The sequence below is a fragment of the Anaerobiospirillum thomasii genome, assembly GCF_900445255.1.
Classification (GTDB): Bacteria; Pseudomonadota; Gammaproteobacteria; order Enterobacterales; family Succinivibrionaceae; genus Anaerobiospirillum_A; species Anaerobiospirillum_A thomasii.
Genome location: NZ_UAPU01000006.1, coordinates 105,001 through 121,570, shown reverse-complemented (window position 1 = coordinate 121,570; position 16,570 = coordinate 105,001). Strand labels below are relative to the sequence as shown.

General features: G+C 41.0%; 12 protein-coding genes (1 of these 12 cut by a window edge). 10 read left to right on the top strand and 2 right to left on the bottom strand.

Translation table 11 applies throughout. The features are described 5' to 3' along the window. Positions 1 to 51: 51 nt before the first annotated feature. On the top strand, positions 52 to 1,236 hold the full coding sequence (tuf, locus tag DRZ93_RS06365; RefSeq protein ID WP_113743125.1) for an elongation factor Tu: 1,185 nt from the start codon (positions 52 to 54) through the stop codon (positions 1,234 to 1,236). A gap of 696 nt (positions 1,237 to 1,932) precedes the next feature. Then, the gene (locus DRZ93_RS13535) at positions 1,933 to 2,076 is read left to right on the top strand and encodes a hypothetical protein (RefSeq protein ID WP_172458098.1); all 144 of its coding nucleotides are present in this window, start codon (positions 1,933 to 1,935) and stop codon (positions 2,074 to 2,076) included. A gap of 601 nt (positions 2,077 to 2,677) precedes the next feature. Here DRZ93_RS13535 and glpX read toward each other — a convergent pair. Next, positions 2,678 to 3,664 carry a class II fructose-bisphosphatase gene (glpX, locus tag DRZ93_RS06350; RefSeq protein WP_113743124.1) on the bottom strand — a complete coding sequence of 329 codons (987 nt, stop codon included), beginning with the start codon at positions 3,662 to 3,664 and terminating at the stop codon, positions 2,678 to 2,680. A 206-nt stretch (positions 3,665 to 3,870) separates the two neighbouring features. Next, complete coding sequence (locus DRZ93_RS06345; protein WP_172458096.1) at positions 3,871 to 4,470, bottom strand: super-infection exclusion protein B; 600 nt, start codon at positions 4,468 to 4,470, stop codon at positions 3,871 to 3,873. A 294-nt stretch (positions 4,471 to 4,764) separates the two neighbouring features. Between DRZ93_RS06345 and DRZ93_RS06340 the strand changes: the two genes are divergently transcribed. The 8 genes from DRZ93_RS06340 to recD form a co-directional block, all read left to right on the top strand. Then, complete coding sequence (locus tag DRZ93_RS06340; protein WP_113743122.1) at positions 4,765 to 5,103, top strand: P-II family nitrogen regulator; 339 nt, start codon at positions 4,765 to 4,767, stop codon at positions 5,101 to 5,103. A 76-nt stretch (positions 5,104 to 5,179) separates the two neighbouring features. Further along, positions 5,180 to 5,773, top strand: coding sequence for a transglycosylase SLT domain-containing protein (locus DRZ93_RS06335; RefSeq protein WP_113743121.1), 594 nt, complete (start codon positions 5,180 to 5,182; stop codon positions 5,771 to 5,773). Between the two features lie 2 nt (positions 5,774 to 5,775). After that, entirely contained in the window at positions 5,776 to 6,333 is a 558-nt protein-coding gene (gene gmhB / locus DRZ93_RS06330; RefSeq protein ID WP_342767046.1) for a D-glycero-beta-D-manno-heptose 1,7-bisphosphate 7-phosphatase, read from the top strand. A gap of 2 nt (positions 6,334 to 6,335) precedes the next feature. Beyond that, positions 6,336 to 6,914, top strand: coding sequence for a hypothetical protein (locus DRZ93_RS06325; protein WP_113743120.1), 579 nt, complete (start codon positions 6,336 to 6,338; stop codon positions 6,912 to 6,914). A gap of 105 nt (positions 6,915 to 7,019) precedes the next feature. Next, entirely contained in the window at positions 7,020 to 7,253 is a 234-nt protein-coding gene (locus DRZ93_RS06320; RefSeq protein ID WP_113743119.1) for an LPP leucine zipper domain-containing protein, read from the top strand. 356 nt (positions 7,254 to 7,609) lie between these two features. Beyond that, positions 7,610 to 11,362, top strand: coding sequence for an exodeoxyribonuclease V subunit gamma (gene recC, locus DRZ93_RS06315; protein ID WP_113743118.1), 3,753 nt, complete (start codon positions 7,610 to 7,612; stop codon positions 11,360 to 11,362). A gap of 5 nt (positions 11,363 to 11,367) precedes the next feature. Beyond that, a complete protein-coding gene (locus DRZ93_RS06310) occupies positions 11,368 to 15,447 on the top strand; it encodes a UvrD-helicase domain-containing protein (RefSeq protein ID WP_113746141.1) in 4,080 nt (1,359 codons plus the stop codon). 5 nt (positions 15,448 to 15,452) lie between these two features. Further along, positions 15,453 to 16,570, top strand: the start of a protein-coding gene (recD, locus tag DRZ93_RS06305; RefSeq protein ID WP_113746140.1) for an exodeoxyribonuclease V subunit alpha. Its footprint extends 1,183 nt past the window's final position; 1,118 of the gene's 2,301 nt are visible here — the first part of the coding sequence; the start codon lies at positions 15,453 to 15,455; the stop codon falls past the right edge of the window.

Sequence of the window (16,570 nt, the reverse complement as noted above, 5' to 3'; positions counted from 1 at the left end):
AACGTGTGACAGGCACTAAGCCTGCCACACCTTAAAATAGGAATATTAAAAATGGCAAAGGAAAAGTTTGTACGTTCTAAACCACACGTAAACGTAGGTACTATCGGCCACGTTGACCACGGTAAGACCACCTTAACTGCAGCTCTGACCAAGGTTCTGTCAGAGAAGTTTGGCGGTGAGGTTAGAGCTTTCGATCAGATCGATAACGCTCCAGAAGAGAAGGCACGTGGTATTACCATTAACTCTTCACACGTAGAGTACGACACCGAGACCCGTCACTACGCTCACGTTGACTGCCCAGGCCACGCTGACTACGTTAAGAACATGATTACCGGTGCTGCTCAGATGGACGGCGCTATCTTAGTTTGTGCCGCTACTGACGGCCCAATGCCACAGACCCGTGAGCACATCCTTCTTGCTCGTCAGGTAGGCGTACCATACATCATTGTATTCTTAAACAAGTGCGACATGGTTGACGACGAGGAGCTCTTAGAGTTAGTAGAGATGGACGTACGTGAGCTTCTTTCACAGTACGACTTCCCAGGTGATGACACTCCAGTTATCCGTGGTTCAGCTTTAGGCGCTTTAAATGGCGAAGCTAAGTGGGAAGAGAAGATCCTCGAGTTAGCAGCAGCTCTTGATTCATACATCCCAGAGCCAAAGCGTGACATCGATCACCCATTCCTCCTCCCAATCGAGGACGTATTCTCAATTTCAGGCCGTGGTACTGTAGTAACTGGCCGTGTTGAGCGTGGTATCGTTACTGTTGGTGATGAAGTTGAAATCGTTGGTATCCGTCCAACAACCAAGACCACCGTTACTGGCGTTGAAATGTTCCGTAAGTTACTTGACCAGGGTCAGGCTGGTGATAACGTTGGTGTTCTCCTCCGTGGTACCAAGCGTGATGAGGTTGAGCGTGGTCAGGTTCTGGCTCAGCCAGGCACCATCACTCCTCACACCAAGTTCGATGCTGAGGTTTACGTTCTGTCAAAGGATGAAGGCGGCCGTCACACCCCATTCTTCAAGGGCTACCGTCCACAGTTCTTCTTCCGTACAACTGACATCACCGGCACTATCGACCTCGGTGAGGGCGTAGAGATGGTTATGCCAGGTGACAACACCAAGATGATCGTTTCTCTGATCCACCCAGTTGCTATGGCCAAGGGCGAGCGCTTCGCTATCCGTGAGGGTGGCCGTACTGTAGGTGCTGGCGTTGTAGGCGAGATCATTGAGTAATTTAAACTTTTAAAAGTTTAATATTCAATAAAAAGGTCCGGATTTATCCGGACCTTTTGCATTTATGAGCACACAGTTTGTACATTTTCAGGCAAGCTATCTTGATTTGTAAATGACCTTATAATGGCTTTAGAGTGCATCGTTTTTTTTGATCTTTTTTAAAAATCTTAAGTATTTTGGTCGTTTATTTATAGCAGATCTGCATTGTCTGCAATATTTAAAGCTCTAGATATCTGACTATAGCATTAGCCTTTAAAAGGCTCTTTAAAGCGTTAACTTAAAATCATGACCTTATCTTCAATTATTTCTCTATAATCATGTGTACTAAGACCAGCAAAGCTTATTTCATAAAAGCTGCTGTACTCTTTGTCATAAATTATGTTTCTAGTTTTTTGTGTAATAAAGTTTTCATTAATCTTAAGCTTTGTATCTTTACGTAACCGCATAAGCATCAGTATTTGACTGACTAATTTAAAGATTTGCACATCTACGATTAGACAGTGTCTGATAATAATCATGCAGACTGCATCCTAGACAGCACCATAGGCAGTATCATTGCAGGGTATAAGCAAATAAGTGGCGATAAAGTGCAGTTTAATAACATAGGACAGTCTCTAAACGCGGCTTTGCAAATTATGTAGGCTATAGCAATAAATAAATTACGTTCCTATAAGGACCAGCGAGGCTAAAAATCCTATGTTATTGGTTGCAGGCGCTAAAAGGAGCTACTGTATTATAGGTGAGGCTCAGCTTTATTCTGACAGTGAGAATAGCAGCTCTAAAGCCACTGCCGATGACTGTAAGTTTGCAACACTCAATACTACCTTTCTTAGAGTATAAATATGCCTGATACACTTAAGTTTAAACCCATTGTGCCTGAAATGTATCAGAACAATATTCATAAAAACAATGACTTAGATGAGAATGTTGCTCTAAAGTCACGGCAAGTTAGCTCTGTAGGCGCTTCTGATACACCAAAAAAACGACACAGTACCACGCAGATTGAGGCAAATAGCAGACACTTTTAAAAAAAGAGAGCAAAAGCTAAAACAGGTTGCAGGATCCGTCAATGACACGCCATTAAGGGTTGCTTTGCCAATCATTGAGGGGTAAGTCTATTGCCTTTGCCAATGCCTAAAAAATCTTGATGCATGAAGGCAAAAATACTGTAGAGATGAAAAAGTCCAAAGATTTTCCTTTGTACCAAATATATACTTAATCTAATGCAAGCTATGAGATCTAAAGTCTATTACCTTGTATAACTTATTGTTTGTAAGGGTTTTATTGGTAATATCAGTTCTACATCCTATTATATTATCTTTATATACGGGTGATTAAATTTAGGATCTTGCATACTCTTTTAAGATACATAAACAAAAGGCCATGCTAGCTGCCATCATGGCCTATGTACTTTAGGGCAATAGCCAAAGCTGCTTATAAATTAGATATCAAGACCTGACATACGGGCCAGTTTAGCGCGGTTGTGCCAGGCTTCTATATAACGTATGGTGCCCGTTCTGCCACGTGTGGTCAGAGATGAGGTTACTGCATATAGACCTTCATACTGCACGCCTCTTAAAATTTCACCTTCAGATATGCCTGTGGCTGCAAAGTAGCACTCATCTGAGGTAATAAGATCGTCAATAGAGCGCACCATATTTACATCAATGCCCTGATCAATAATAGCCTTGTACTCACCTTCTGATTGAGGGTCCAATTTGGTAAGCATCTGACCGCCAGAGCCTTTGATGGCGCAGGCTGAGATAATACCCTCTGGAGTACCGCCTGTGCCTACCATAAGATCAATTGGCGATCTTGGATCTACGGCCATAAGTGAGCCAGCCACATCGCCGTCACTGTGCAGATGTACACGGGCACCTGCCAGGCGTATACGCTCTATAAGTTCATTGTGACGCGGTTTGTCCAGTACAAAGACATTGACATCACGTATATCTTTGCCAAGAGCTAAAGCCACTTTCTGTAGTGTATCTTCAATTGGTGCGTCAATATCCAGGACTTGGGCAGCCTCGGCGCCGGCACAGATTTTTTTACAGTAAAAACTCTTGCCTGGATTGAACATAGTGCCTCTTGGGCTGATACCTACAACAGCCAGCGCATTTTGTCTGCCAAAGGCTACAGCATTGGTACCCTCAACCGGATCAATGGCAATATCAAAGGCCACACCGCTGCCTGTGCCGACTTCCTGACCATGATAAAACATTGGCGCCTTATCTTTTTCACCCTCGCCAATTACCACTGTACCTTTGATGTTAAGTGAGGCAAAGGCCTGTGCCATGGCATTTACAGCAGCGCCATCTGCGCCATTTTTGTCGCCTCTTCCAAAAAATCTGGCGGCGGCCAGGGCTCCTGCCTCAGTGACGCGTACCAGATCAAGTGCAATATTTTTATCGGTTAAATGTGATGACATAGCCTCTCCGCTTGCATGAAATTTATAGCTATTATAGATCTGTATTTTAGGCAGGTATACTTAATATAAAGATCTGTGCGGATATAGTGGAAAAAAGATTGTGTAAAAGGGCAGTTTAGGTGGAGATAAAGAGTAGATAAAGGTTTGGGTGCTGTGTGTCGGCAAAGGTGGCCGAAGCCACCTTAACGAGCCTTGTTTGTAAATCTTTAAGCTGCGCGCATACCTCTGTAGGCTCTTGGCTGCTCGTTCTCATCACGGGCAAAGGCAGGGCGGGCTGACATAATCTGATCTAACATCTGCTCTGACATCTTGGTACGTGACAGACCTATTACCTTGTAGGTGATAAGTGGTCTTGCTACCTTGGAGATGCAGATACCTGCACGGCCAGAACCATCCTCACCTGAGGTCTGAACTAAAATATGGCTGTCAAGAAGTGAACTTACAGTAGGCTCACTCAGAGGCAGATTTAATACTGACTTTCTTTGCAGAACAAATTCACGCAAAAGAGCACGCTCGGCAAAGTCCAGTCTTTCTACGGCGGTGTTGACGCTCTCTTCTACATACTTGGCGTATTTCTTGGAGCGTACTGAGTTGTACACTTTAAGTACACCAATGGCAATGAAGTTTGAAATTTCCACTATAAGCGCCAGGTACAGGAACTGTCTGTGGCTGTCAATGCTTGCTGCAAGATCCGGTGATACAAACTCAAATGGAAGAACAAGCAGTAAAACAGTCATGCTAAATAACCAGACCATGAAAGTGGTTAAGCTCCAATATGATGCAAAAGGTGAATAATTTCTATCCATTTTTAGGCTCCTGTAAAAAAAATCATGTTTTAAATTTGGATAAACACCTATGAGCAAATTGTGTGCCATATTTTACAAATGGCTTGTTAATGCTGTTTTCAGAGCCATGTGACAAAAAACTAAATATAAAATCAATAAATGATGTCAGAATTGTGACAGAGTCAAAGTGCTTAATTAAAGTAAATTGTGTTTATAATAGGCACATATCAGCAGATGCTGTCTGCTATAAAGCAGTGCAGCGCAGAAACTGTACAAGAATATTATAGAGGACCGTATTTAAAACGGAAAAAGTACATGAAAAAGATTGTAGCTATCATTAAACCTTTTAAATTAGATGATGTGCGCGAAGCACTAAGCTCCAAGGGTATTTCAGGTATGACAGTGTCTGAGGTAAAAGGCTTTGGCCGTCAGAAAGGTCATACCGAGCTCTATCGTGGTGCCGAATATGTAGTGGATTTTCTACCTAAGGCCAAACTTGAACTTGTTGTAAAAGATGATGATGTAGATGCATGCATTGAGGCTATCATAAAAGGTGCGCACACCGGTAAAATCGGCGATGGCAAGATCTTTGTGTCAAATGTTGAGCGTGTAATCAGAATCCGTACTGGCGAGGAAGGCGAGGACGCCATCTAAATAAAACGTGCGTATACTTTTTTGAAGGTACAGCTGTTAAAATATAGCTGTACCTTTTTTATATCAGGAGAGAGCAATGCAAAAAAAGACGTGGACTAAAGTTACAGCCCTGTGCCTTGGAATAAGTGCCTTTGTTTTAAGTGCCTGCTCCACTACACCACCAGCAAATCCACGCGATCTGTGCTCTATATTTCAGGAAAAGGACAGCTGGTATGTGGCAGCTCATAAAGTACATAAGAAATATGGTGTGCCTATAAATGTGGCTATGTCCATAATGTTTCATGAATCGGGCTTTGTGGACGATGCCAAGCCTCCTATGCGCTGGTTTTTATTCATACCTTATGGTAGAGGCTCATCAGCCTATGGCTATGCGCAGGCTCAGGATGCAGTATGGAGCGAATATCTTGAAGAGCAGGGCTCCTATTTTTCTGATCGTGATGACTTTGATGATGCCCTTGATTTTATTGGCTGGTACATGACCAAGAGTAAAAAGATCAACAATGTACCTCTGACCGATGCCTACAGACAGTATTTAAACTATCATGAAGGCTGGGGTGGCTATGCCAGCGGCAGCTACAAGGGCAAGGATTCTCTGCTGCGTATTGCACAGAGTGTCAAAAGAATGTCTGACAATTATAAACAGCAGCTTTTAAAGTGTAATTTATACTGATTATGTTAACTATGGACAAGGCAGTCTTTTTTGACAGAGACGGCGTTATCAATGTAGATAGCGGCTATGTTGGAAAAATTGAAGATTTTCATTTTATAGAGGGTGTGCCTGAGGCTTTATATGCCATACGCATGAAAGGCTATAGACTGATTTTAGTCACCAATCAGTCAGGTATTGGCAGGGGTTATTATTCAGAGGATGATTTCTGGGAGCTTTGCGATTATATGCAGGAGAGCCTTGAGTATAATTATGCTTTGTTTGATGCCATTTATTTCTGCCCGCATCATCCTGAGGCCACGCTTGAGAGCTACAGATGTGACTGTGAGTGCAGAAAGCCAAAGCCAGGCATGTTTTTGCAGGCCAAGGAGGATCTTAACCTCAATCTTAGCGCCTCAATTATGATTGGCGATCATGCAGGCGATCTTATTGCAGCGCGTAGGGCCGGCGTCAAAAAACTGTTGCTTGTAGGAGAGCATATACAAGAGGAGCAGGGCAAGATAGACAATATAGAAGTCTTTGATGATTTAGTTGCAGTAGTAAAAGAGTATAAGGGATTTTAACCATGATAAAAATAAAACTGCTTTTTCTCCTTGGAACACTAACCTCAGCTTTGCTGTTTGCAGGCTGTCAGATGCCTCCGTCTCAGACACAGTCTGACAGTTATAAAAATCAGATTCCTGCAAGTGTAGGCTCAAAGCACATTGCCATGACCAAACACAACCGCTTTGTCAGAGTCTCCGACAGTATATGTGTGATAAAGGCCTATGATGAGCGCAATGGCAATATACTTTACAGACAGTCAGGTGCCTATATTCAGAAGATAACCTATGACAAATTTGCCCAGCACTCGCCGGCCACCTATCTGCTGCAGAGCTATGATGAACATTCAGCCAGGGCCGAAGTGCAGGCAAAAGGCTGTAATATTTTAGTGCATCCACAGATTATATACTGGGCAGAGAAGACTTTTGAGAGTCAGAATATTGTGGTCAAACTTAGCATGTATGATGCCATGTCCTATCAGATGGTCAACGAGGTAACACTCAGCGGATCGGCAATCAGGCAGGGCTTTCAGCATGAAAGCGGATTATCTACTATAGATCACGCTTTAGAGCAATACATCAACTGGCTTTATAAAAATTAATAAAAATTTTTACTCAAAAATGCGCCACTTTTGCAAAAGTGTATTAGAATGGCTATAACAACTTAAAGTTGTATTTTGTCTGTTTAAACAGTATTGGAGAATAACATGACTAAGTATTCAGCATTATTAGGTGCTTTAGCACTCGGCGCAACTGCATTAGTAGGCTGCACATCACCAGCTTTAGACCAGTTAAATGCAAAGGTTGACGCTATTGCTGCCGACGTTGATGCTTTAAAGACCCAGCAGTCAAAGCTGGCTAACGATGTTGCTTTCGTTAAGTCAGATGCCGCCCGTGCTAACGAGCGTCTTGACAACCTGGCTCGTCGTTACAAGAAGTAATTCTTCTTATAACCATGAAAAGGGCCGGATATCCGGCTCTTTTCATCTGTACACCATATTATTTTTCTACACTAAAATCTCAGATCTGTTTTACTTGCTCAGGTCAGCTCCATTCACTAAAGCTTATAATCTTGGTGCATTTAACCCAAGCTGGCTGCATTATTGTTACTCAAAGCCTTTATAAAACATTATTTACAAGATTATCCTCTAATGGGTCAATATAGCTTTTATGCCTCTTATGGCTTATATCAGAGCGTGTTTAAAAAAGTACAAATTATTTTGTGCTTTTTCTGAAATGTGGAATAGATTTTTGCTATTGTATAGGCATAAGTAGTCTTAAAAAAAGAAGCAGGCCTATGCATACTGATACCCTCAATATTGTCAATTCCAATGATCTGCAGGTTCTATCTCAGATCTGTGCCCGTATTATTAGTGAAAACCCGCTGCCTGATCCATTTATGCGTGAGAGCATACTGGTTATGAACAGTGGTATGAAAACCTATTTAAGTCAGGAGCTTGCCAATTACTCAGGCGTACAGGCTAACTGTCGCTATGTACATGTCTGGCAGATTATATGGGAGATTTACAAATCCATTCATAATCTTACAGAAACCAGAAATCCATTTTCCTCTGATTATTTAAGACTTAATATTTTCTCTTTGCGCCATATATGGGAGCAGGATGAGGGTGAGTATGCCTTTTACTTTCATAAACTTGCAGACTATACACAATATGATGTGACAGGCGATAAGGCTTATGAGCTCTCAGGCAGGATTGCCGATATCTTTGATCAGTATCAGATGTACAGAACTGATTATATTCTTGAGTGGAATAAGTTCACAAAAGATGATTTTGCCTACTATATGACAGACAGCTCTGAGTCAGGAGCCATTGGTGCCTGGATTGAGAGGGTGGCTAAGTATACAGCAGGCGGCAGGGTGCGTTCAAATAGTGCCTATCTGCGCATTAAAACCAATCTTGAGGAGAATATCTGGCAGATAAGGCTGTGGTGTCTTTTGCGTGAAAATCTTGATTTAAAGGCCGTTGAGACACAAAGTGAGGATTATGATACAGCCTGTTTAAGTGTTATGGCTGACAGAGCGCAGATGCTAGATGCGCTAAAGAGAGCGCTTAAAAACAACAGGGAACTTAGTGATCTTGTACCACAGCGTATCTTTGTTTTTGGTGTATCCTCACTACCTGTGGCTGTTATTGAAATACTGCAGGCACTCTCCACCATAAGTCAGGTTTTTATCATGCTTTTAAATCCCTGCGCGCATTACTGGGGAGATATTAAAGACAGCTATGTAGAAAAGTTTGAGGATTTTAAAAAGCTGCTTGCAAGAAAATATGCCAAAGATAATATGCTCTCCCTGCCTTATCAGCGTAAAAACTATGAGGTTAAGAATTTTAACTATGCAAGTGAGGATTATACAGATGGCATAAGACAGGAGGGTAATGCTCTGCTTTTATCTCTTGGCAGGCAGGGTAGGGATAATCTATCCTTGCTCATGGAGTATGACGAGAGTGTAAACTTCATCTCAGCCTTTGCCGACATTGAGGGCACCTGCCTTTTATCTGAAATAAAAAGACGTCTTTTAGAGCTTGATGAGAGTACAGATGAGACAAGATATGTGCTACGGAATAATGACAGATCGCTTGAGATTCACTCCTGTCATACAAAGATGCGTGAGGTTGAGGTTTTAAAGGACAAAATTTTAGAGCTCTTTAACTCCTACAGGATCAGGGGACAAAAATTAAGACCGCGTGATATTGTGGTTATGGTTCCTGCCATCAATGCCTATGCTCCATATATTCAAAGTGTCTTCTCCCCTGATATTAAAGATGAGATATCTTTGCCCTATGCCATATCAGACAGATCATCAGGTCAGGAAAATGCTGTGGCTGATGCGCTTATAAGTCTGCTTAGCATAGATAAAAAAAGAATAACAAGCAATTTTATTTTAGATATGCTTACCATTCCTGCCATTGCCTCTAAATTTGATATTAGCTCAGATGATCTTGAGCTTATAGGGCGCTGGTTTAATGACAACAATGTGCTCTGGGGTATTGATGATACAGCCTTTTTATTTGACTGTGATGGTAATGAGGCACTAGAGCTTGGTGAGCATCTGCCTTTTACCTTTGGTCATGGGTTAAAGCGCATGGTGGAGGGTACACTGCTTGGTAGCTCTGTAAAGGATGATGTCTATCTTGATATTGAGGGCTCTGATTTAAAAACACTCTCATCTGTGTACAGCTTTATCTATAAAGTGGCCAATTTAAAGCAGACCTTTATTCCAAGTCTTGCTCTTGAGATCAAGGATGAGCACAACAGCAGCTGGCAGAGCATGATAAATAAGCTTATAGCCGACTTTTTTGATACGCAGGATGTCGCCTGTCAGGAGGTTATAGCTATTATTGCTGCTGCTCTTGATGATATTGCAGCTATAATTGGCGATTTAAAGCAAAAGCCTAAAATCACTCTTGCCACATTCAGATCCATGCTTGAGAGTGAATTTAGCAAGAGCAATGAGTTCTCGCCATTTTTGCGTGACAAGATTAACTTCTGCTCACTAGTGCCAATGCGAGCAGTACCTTTTGAGCATGTTTTTGTGCTGGGCCTTAATGATGGTGAATTTCCGCGTCAGGATGTGCTTTTAAACTTTAATTTAATGTCAGTGCCAGATCTTATACGTCGCGGTGACAGATCTGCATCAGCTGAGGACAGATTTTTATTTTTAGAGGCCATAATTTCAGCAAGACAGTCACTGTATTTATCCTATATAGGCCGTGATGCTGTTGACAATTCAGTGCGTAATCCATCAATTGTACTCTCTGAGCTTTTAGATTATCTGTCAGACAGTCTTGTACTTGAAAACGGTAGCTGTGATGAAAAGTCCATATTGTCACGCCTTATAAAAGAGGAGAGACTGCATGGTTATGATGCAGATAATTTTTTAGAGGATAATGGTCAGCAGCATGTACTCTATCATCCTTCATTTAACCGTGACTATTTTTATCAGTGTATCTATGAAGTCAAGGAACTTGACTATATGCCATATCTTGGTTTTGAGAGCTTTTCCAATGAAATTGCACAGAATCTGTTTTTTGATCTGTCGGAGGTTGAGGATTTTTTAAGATGTCCCTGCCGCTTCTTTTTAAAAAGAGTGCTTGATATCTATGTCTCTGATGTAAGGGCCATGTCACTTGCCGATCATGAAAGTTTTGCCTTGGGATCTTTTGATATAAATCTGCTGTTTAATGATTTGATTGAATCGCTCTTTGTGGGTAAAAATCTTATAGATGATCTCTTTGGTGTAACTGATGAAAACTCATTGGTAAGAGTTACGGTGCAGGGCACAAGTTATAATCTGCCCCCATCTGTCTACAAGGCATTAGAGAGCTTTATTGAAGATAAAAGACGTGATGGCAGTATACCTTATGGTGTTTTTGCACAGGAGGTCATAGCTGAGCTTAAATTAAAATTCTGCGCTTTGTGTAAGGCTATATGCGCTATAGCCAAAGACACACTTGAGGTTTTTGATAAAGATAGCAGCAGTGTTTTTGAGTTTATGGTGGATGAGTATGCACCATCGGGGCGTATGATGCATAAGATAGAGCTAAGAAGTGCGCACAGGCAGTGTAATTATAAAATCTTTGCCTTTAACACCTTTGAGATGGGTAAGGTGCCATATAAGGTGGCTGTAAGCTGTGCTCTGTACAGTGCCTTTAATGCTCTAAATGGTTTTGACTCAACTTTCTATGCCATTGACTCTGTTGGCAGCACCTTGTGCTTTAATGGGTTTACCCACGATGAGGCAGAGAGTTTTATGAATGAGGTTTTAAGTTTTATGATCTTTGGTCTAAGACGGCCGCAGCCATGGTGTGACAGACTTATAGGCACACTTGATTTTGGTAAAGAGCATGACTTTGAGGAATTTATTGCAAGTATACAGCTAAAAGAAAGTGGCAATGCCTCTTTTGACTATGTGTTCAATGATGTGCCTACTGTACTTGAGCATGGGATATTATTGTCCAATTTACATGATTTTTTTGAGTTTTATACAGAATATATTTTACAGCACTTTGGTGCAGGGAGTGAGTAGAAGTTATGAGCTCAAATACACTTGTAATCAAAAACTTTGATCTTAAACTCTCATCACTTATTGAGGCCAGTGCCGGCACGGGCAAGACCTATACTATAAGCTATCTTGTTATAAGACTGCTTTTAGGCTCTGGCATGCATAACAATACAGCGCATAAGGATGGACCTTTAAATCTTGAGAATATTCTTATTGTAACCTTTACAGAAAAGGCCACAGCTGATTTAAAGGCTAGGGTCAGAGAGAAAATACGTTATGCGCGCCTTGGCTTTGAAAAATATTTAAAGGACAGGGAACACTTTGATAAAACTCAATATGAGACACAGCTAGTTGAGATTATTGAAGAGTTTGAGGATGACAATCTAAAAACTCTCTCTGGGGCGCTGCAGATTTTAAAAAGAGCTGAAAGATCTGTGGATACTGCATCCATCTACACTATACATTCTTTTTGCAACAAGGCATTGAACCGTATTTATGCCTTTGAGACAGGTGAGGCTTTTGAAAATGAATTTGTCATAGATATTGGCAAATATCAAAAAGAGGCGGCACAGAGCATGTGGCGCTATCTTTTCTACCCTGAATCTGACAGATTAAAACTCATTGAGGACAATTATCTTGAAAGCACAGATGGCTATACACTCTTTAATAAATACAACAGTTATCTTGAAAAGGTGGTGCTGCCTGATAAAAAGCAAGGCTTTTTAGGCTATAACATTATAAATCTGCCTCTAAAGCTAAAAGCTACCAGCGCTGTTGAGGCTTTAGATGAGCTTGTAGCCTATGTAAAAATACATGATTCTTTAACAAGTCTTGGGGATATCTTTAAAAGACGTCTTTGTGACCAGGACAGTGTCAATTGCATAAAGAACAGACTCTATGCTCTGTATAATCCAAAGTCAGGCAATGGCAACGGCTTTGCCTTTAAAAGCAGCGATAAATCTCTGCTGTCACAAAAGCGCGGTCTATTATTTTTAAAGCTTGTAAACCAGGCCATTGATGATATTGATAACCTTGATCTTACGCAGGTGCAGGAGGCAGTGGATGCCATTGTTGGCAATGATTTTGATGAGCCTTATAAATACTTTGTAGATGGCTCGCGTATACGCTCACTGACGTCTGCAAGTGTGGCTGATTCAAATCTGCTTGCAGAGAGCTGCAAATACTTTTATGAATTTGCCCTTGAGTGTAGTGAGCTTTTAAATGAATTTACAGATATAGTGCTTTTGATAAATCTGGTGACAGTTATCTGCATCAGAGAGCGCGTGGAGCTGTTGTGTAAAAGAGATAAGGTTATCTACTCCAATGATGTTTTAACCAGACTCTTTTATATTTTAAATACCAAAGAGAGTGGCGATGCTCTGGCCAGACTTTTGCGTCAGCGCTACAGAGTAGCCATGATTGATGAGTTTCAGGATACCGATCCTATACAGTTTAATATCTTTAAAAAGCTGTATTTAAATGAAGAGGCTCAGGATAACGGCGCTGCCTGTTATCTAATTGGCGATCCAAAACAGTCAATCTATGAATTTCGTGGCTCTGATATCAACTCCTATCTAAAGGCCCGCAATCTTATTGAAAAGCTGCAGCAAAGAGCCGGCGGCGTCGGTATTTTAACCTTAGATACCAATTACAGATCGGATAGGACCATTATTGAGTCTGTCAATGCCATGTTCAGCTCAGATATTGGCAAAAGCGATAAAAATGCCTTTATTAGTGACAATATAAAATATCTTAAGGTAGGTCATGTTACAAAGGACAGTTATTTAAAGGATACAGACTCATTATCTCTTGCCCAAAACGGCACTACTGTGAGCATCATCGACACAATTAATAAATATAAGGCAGCCGAACTTAGGCTTATGGTGGCACGCAGAGCTGCGCTTGATATTGTGCATCTTTTAAGTCATGGACGCATTGTCAAGGATGGGGTGGAGTGTGAAATACGTCCAGGTGACATAGCTGTTTTAGTAAGCTCTGGCAGTGAAAATGAGTATATAGCAGAGGAGCTTGAAAAGCTTAATATCCCATCTGTCTATTACTCTGACAGACAGTCGGTACTAAAGGATGCCTCTGGTGAAAAACCAAGTGAGGATGCCAAAAACATCATCTATCTGATGCAGGCTATGATGGAGCCTACACGCAGATCTACTCTAAACCGTCTTTTGGGCAGCAGACTTTTAGGTCTTAATGGCAAAGAGTTTGATGCACTGCGCTCTGATGAGCACTATGAGCATGAAATTGAGCTTTTAAATAAATGCCGTCTTGTCTGGGAGAGAGACGGCTTTTTATCAGCCTTTGCCACCTGGTATCTTGATGGTAGCCATGACTGTCTAAGACGCCGCCTGTCAGAGCATGGTGGCTTAAGGCGCATATCCAATCTCTATCAGATTGCAGAGCTCATACAGGGTGTGCACAACTCCATAAGCGGTGTTATGGCACAGCTGCGTTATTTTATAGATCTTATTGAATCGCAGGATAGTACACTAATTGCCGATGACAGTACCTTTGAAAAAAGACTTGATACACAAAGAGATCAGGTCAAGGTTTTAACCATCCACAAATCCAAGGGTTTAGAGTTTCCAATTGTTATCATGCCATTTTTATGGTTCAAGGCGCAAAAAAAGGAGATGGCCGATCAGAGAGTTATTCCTTATTATGATGAAAATGAGGGCGCCTATGTCATTGGCTTTAATGCCACAGCTTCAAAAAACAGCCGCGATCTGGCTTCAGGCTGTGAAAACAGACGTCTTTTATATGTGGCTGTGACCAGGGCACGCTATGCCAATTATATGTATGCTGTAGATACACAGCATGTGCGTGGCTATGAACAAAGTCCTGTCAATGCTCTGCTCTCAGGGCGCAGTGAACGCAAAGGCTCATTTGAGATAACAAATGACAATTTACATGCCTTTAGCTCTGTCTCTGACTCTATGCACCTGCATGAACTGACAGTAAAAGATGGACAGGTGCTGCACACTGGTGAGAGAGAGTACACCTACAGGCGCGAGATACATGATTATGATGAGTTTGAGTTAGGCATCTTTTTTCCTGAATCCATAGACAGACGTTTTGTCTTTACCTCATACTCTGCTATTACCAAAAATGCCATGCTTGCTGAGAGCTACAGGGCTGCTCTTTTAAAAAATGATGAAAACTATGTGGCAGATGAGTTTACAGATGAAATGGCAGATAAAGATGTAAGTGTCATTCTGCCATCTCTTGCGCACTCTGGGCTTGATGTGCAGCAGTGTTTTAATAATTTAAACTATCCAAAAGGCGCTGTCTTTGGCACCATTATGCACAATATTTTTGAAAAAACGGCCTTTGACAGATTAGATGGCGGAGCTTTAGCTCAGGCTGTAGCTGATATTGTGTTAAAAGAGGGAGACAGCAATGCCATAAAGCTAAAAAAAAGCTGGCTTTATGGCTGTCCTGATGAGGACTATCGTTTTTATGCACACAATAGCCTTATGGCAATAAGTACATGGTTTGACAGGGCCATACGTCAGGATCTTCTGTGTCGCACTGATAAAAGCTATGCTCTTTGTGATCTTAAAGAGATGGATTATATAGCAGAAATGCAGTTTTTGATGCCCTGCAGTGCCTTTGATATTGAGGATTTTAACAGATTGTGTCAAAAGGAAGCCTTAAGGGTATTCAAAGATTGCCCTGACAAGTCCTTTATTGAGGGCATGGCTTTGCAAAAACAGATAATAGACGGTTATTTAAACGGATCACTGGATCTTGTGCTGCGCTTTAAAATTGATAATGAATACAAATACTTTGTGCTTGACTACAAGTCAAATTATCTTGGCTCATCTTTGTCTGACTACAGAGCGCAGAATATTGGCAGAGTCATGTTTAATGAACATCATCGCTATGATGTGCAGTATCTTATCTATACTGTAGTTTTGCATCGTTATTTAAAGCTGCGCCTTAAGGATTATGACTATGACAGGCATATGGGAGGCGTTTTATATCTCTTTGTCAGAGGCATGGGCCATGATAATGAGCATGGTGTCTTTCATACTAAAGTTGATTATGATCTTGTGCTGCAGATTGAACAGCTGCTGTATCCTAAGGAGTAGAGACAATGCACAATACACTATATTATGTACAGCAGATAGAAAAACACTTTGGCTATGCCTCAGGCAGTGCCAAATGTATTGCCTCTTTTATCTATGAAAAGTACTTTTGCGATGTAAAACTTATTGATAACAATAAGTTGCAGCATGTAGCTTGCGATCGTGAGCTTGACTGTCTGTATACCATCTACCTTATTTTAATGCTCTGTCACAATCTTGATAACAAGGATGTATGTTTAAATCTTGAAAGCATTTTTACACCAGGTGGTGTGCTTGATACCTACAAAGCCTATGAAAAGGAGAGTATAAGACTTTACGCTCTCTCCTACCCGCAGGATAAAAAACACTTTAGAGCTGTGCATTTTGATAAAAAGCTCTTTGAGGGATATATACAAAGAATAAGTCACTCTTTACTTGAGTGCATTGAATATAAAGACAGTAATCTTATAGACAGTGCAAGCTTTGCATCTGCTGCTGATAATATAAAAGAGATGGCAGCTACACAAGCCATCACTGATACACAAGATAGTGCCCTCAAAGCAGTTGATCGTGATTGTGAGGATAATAACAGCAGCACAGATAAGGAATGTCCTCTGATTTTAAGTCTTAATCGCCTGTATATAAGACGCAATTATCTGTATGAAAGCTATATTGCACAGTATATTGCCACCAAGAAAAAAAACAGATATATAGATGAAGCTAAAATTCAGGGTATTCTGCCAAAGCTTTTTAATATAAGAGAAGGCGAGCTTAACTATCAGCTTTTGTGTGCTCTTTTATCTATATATCAGGGTTTTTCTATAATCTCAGGCGGACCTGGTACCGGCAAAACCACAACTGTATTAAAACTTTTATTTTTACATCTTTATCTAAATCAGGGACAGAACCTTGATATACGTCTGTGTGCGCCTACAGGCAAGGCAGCAGGACGAATGAAAGAGTCTATTGTCTTAGGTCTTAATTATTTAAAATACAGTTTTAAAGATGACAGTGCACTTTTGACTCTTATAGACAAGATTCCAACCGAGGCCTGCACCATACACTCATTAATTGGTGTCATGCCGCGCAGCAGTAAATCAAAATATAATGAAAACAATAAGTTAACTATAGATGTTTTAATTGTAGA

What these genes read in the sequence shown, in the direction of transcription:
- glpX (WP_113743124.1), bottom strand. Translation starts at nt 3,664, where the DNA reads ATGTCATCACATTTAACCGATAAAAATATTGCACTTGATCTGGTACGC.
- DRZ93_RS06340 (WP_113743122.1), top strand. Translation starts at nt 4,765, where the DNA reads ATGAAAAAGATTGTAGCTATCATTAAACCTTTTAAATTAGATGATGTG.
- gmhB (WP_342767046.1), top strand. Translation starts at nt 5,776, where the DNA reads ATGTTAACTATGGACAAGGCAGTCTTTTTTGACAGAGACGGCGTTATC.
- recC (WP_113743118.1), top strand. Translation starts at nt 7,610, where the DNA reads ATGCATACTGATACCCTCAATATTGTCAATTCCAATGATCTGCAGGTT.
- DRZ93_RS06345 (WP_172458096.1), bottom strand. Translation starts at nt 4,470, where the DNA reads ATGGATAGAAATTATTCACCTTTTGCATCATATTGGAGCTTAACCACT.
- DRZ93_RS06325 (WP_113743120.1), top strand. Translation starts at nt 6,336, where the DNA reads ATGATAAAAATAAAACTGCTTTTTCTCCTTGGAACACTAACCTCAGCT.
- DRZ93_RS06335 (WP_113743121.1), top strand. Translation starts at nt 5,180, where the DNA reads ATGCAAAAAAAGACGTGGACTAAAGTTACAGCCCTGTGCCTTGGAATA.
- DRZ93_RS06320 (WP_113743119.1), top strand. Translation starts at nt 7,020, where the DNA reads ATGACTAAGTATTCAGCATTATTAGGTGCTTTAGCACTCGGCGCAACT.
- DRZ93_RS13535 (WP_172458098.1), top strand. Translation starts at nt 1,933, where the DNA reads ATGTTATTGGTTGCAGGCGCTAAAAGGAGCTACTGTATTATAGGTGAG.
- tuf (WP_113743125.1), top strand. Translation starts at nt 52, where the DNA reads ATGGCAAAGGAAAAGTTTGTACGTTCTAAACCACACGTAAACGTAGGT.
- DRZ93_RS06310 (WP_113746141.1), top strand. Translation starts at nt 11,368, where the DNA reads ATGAGCTCAAATACACTTGTAATCAAAAACTTTGATCTTAAACTCTCA.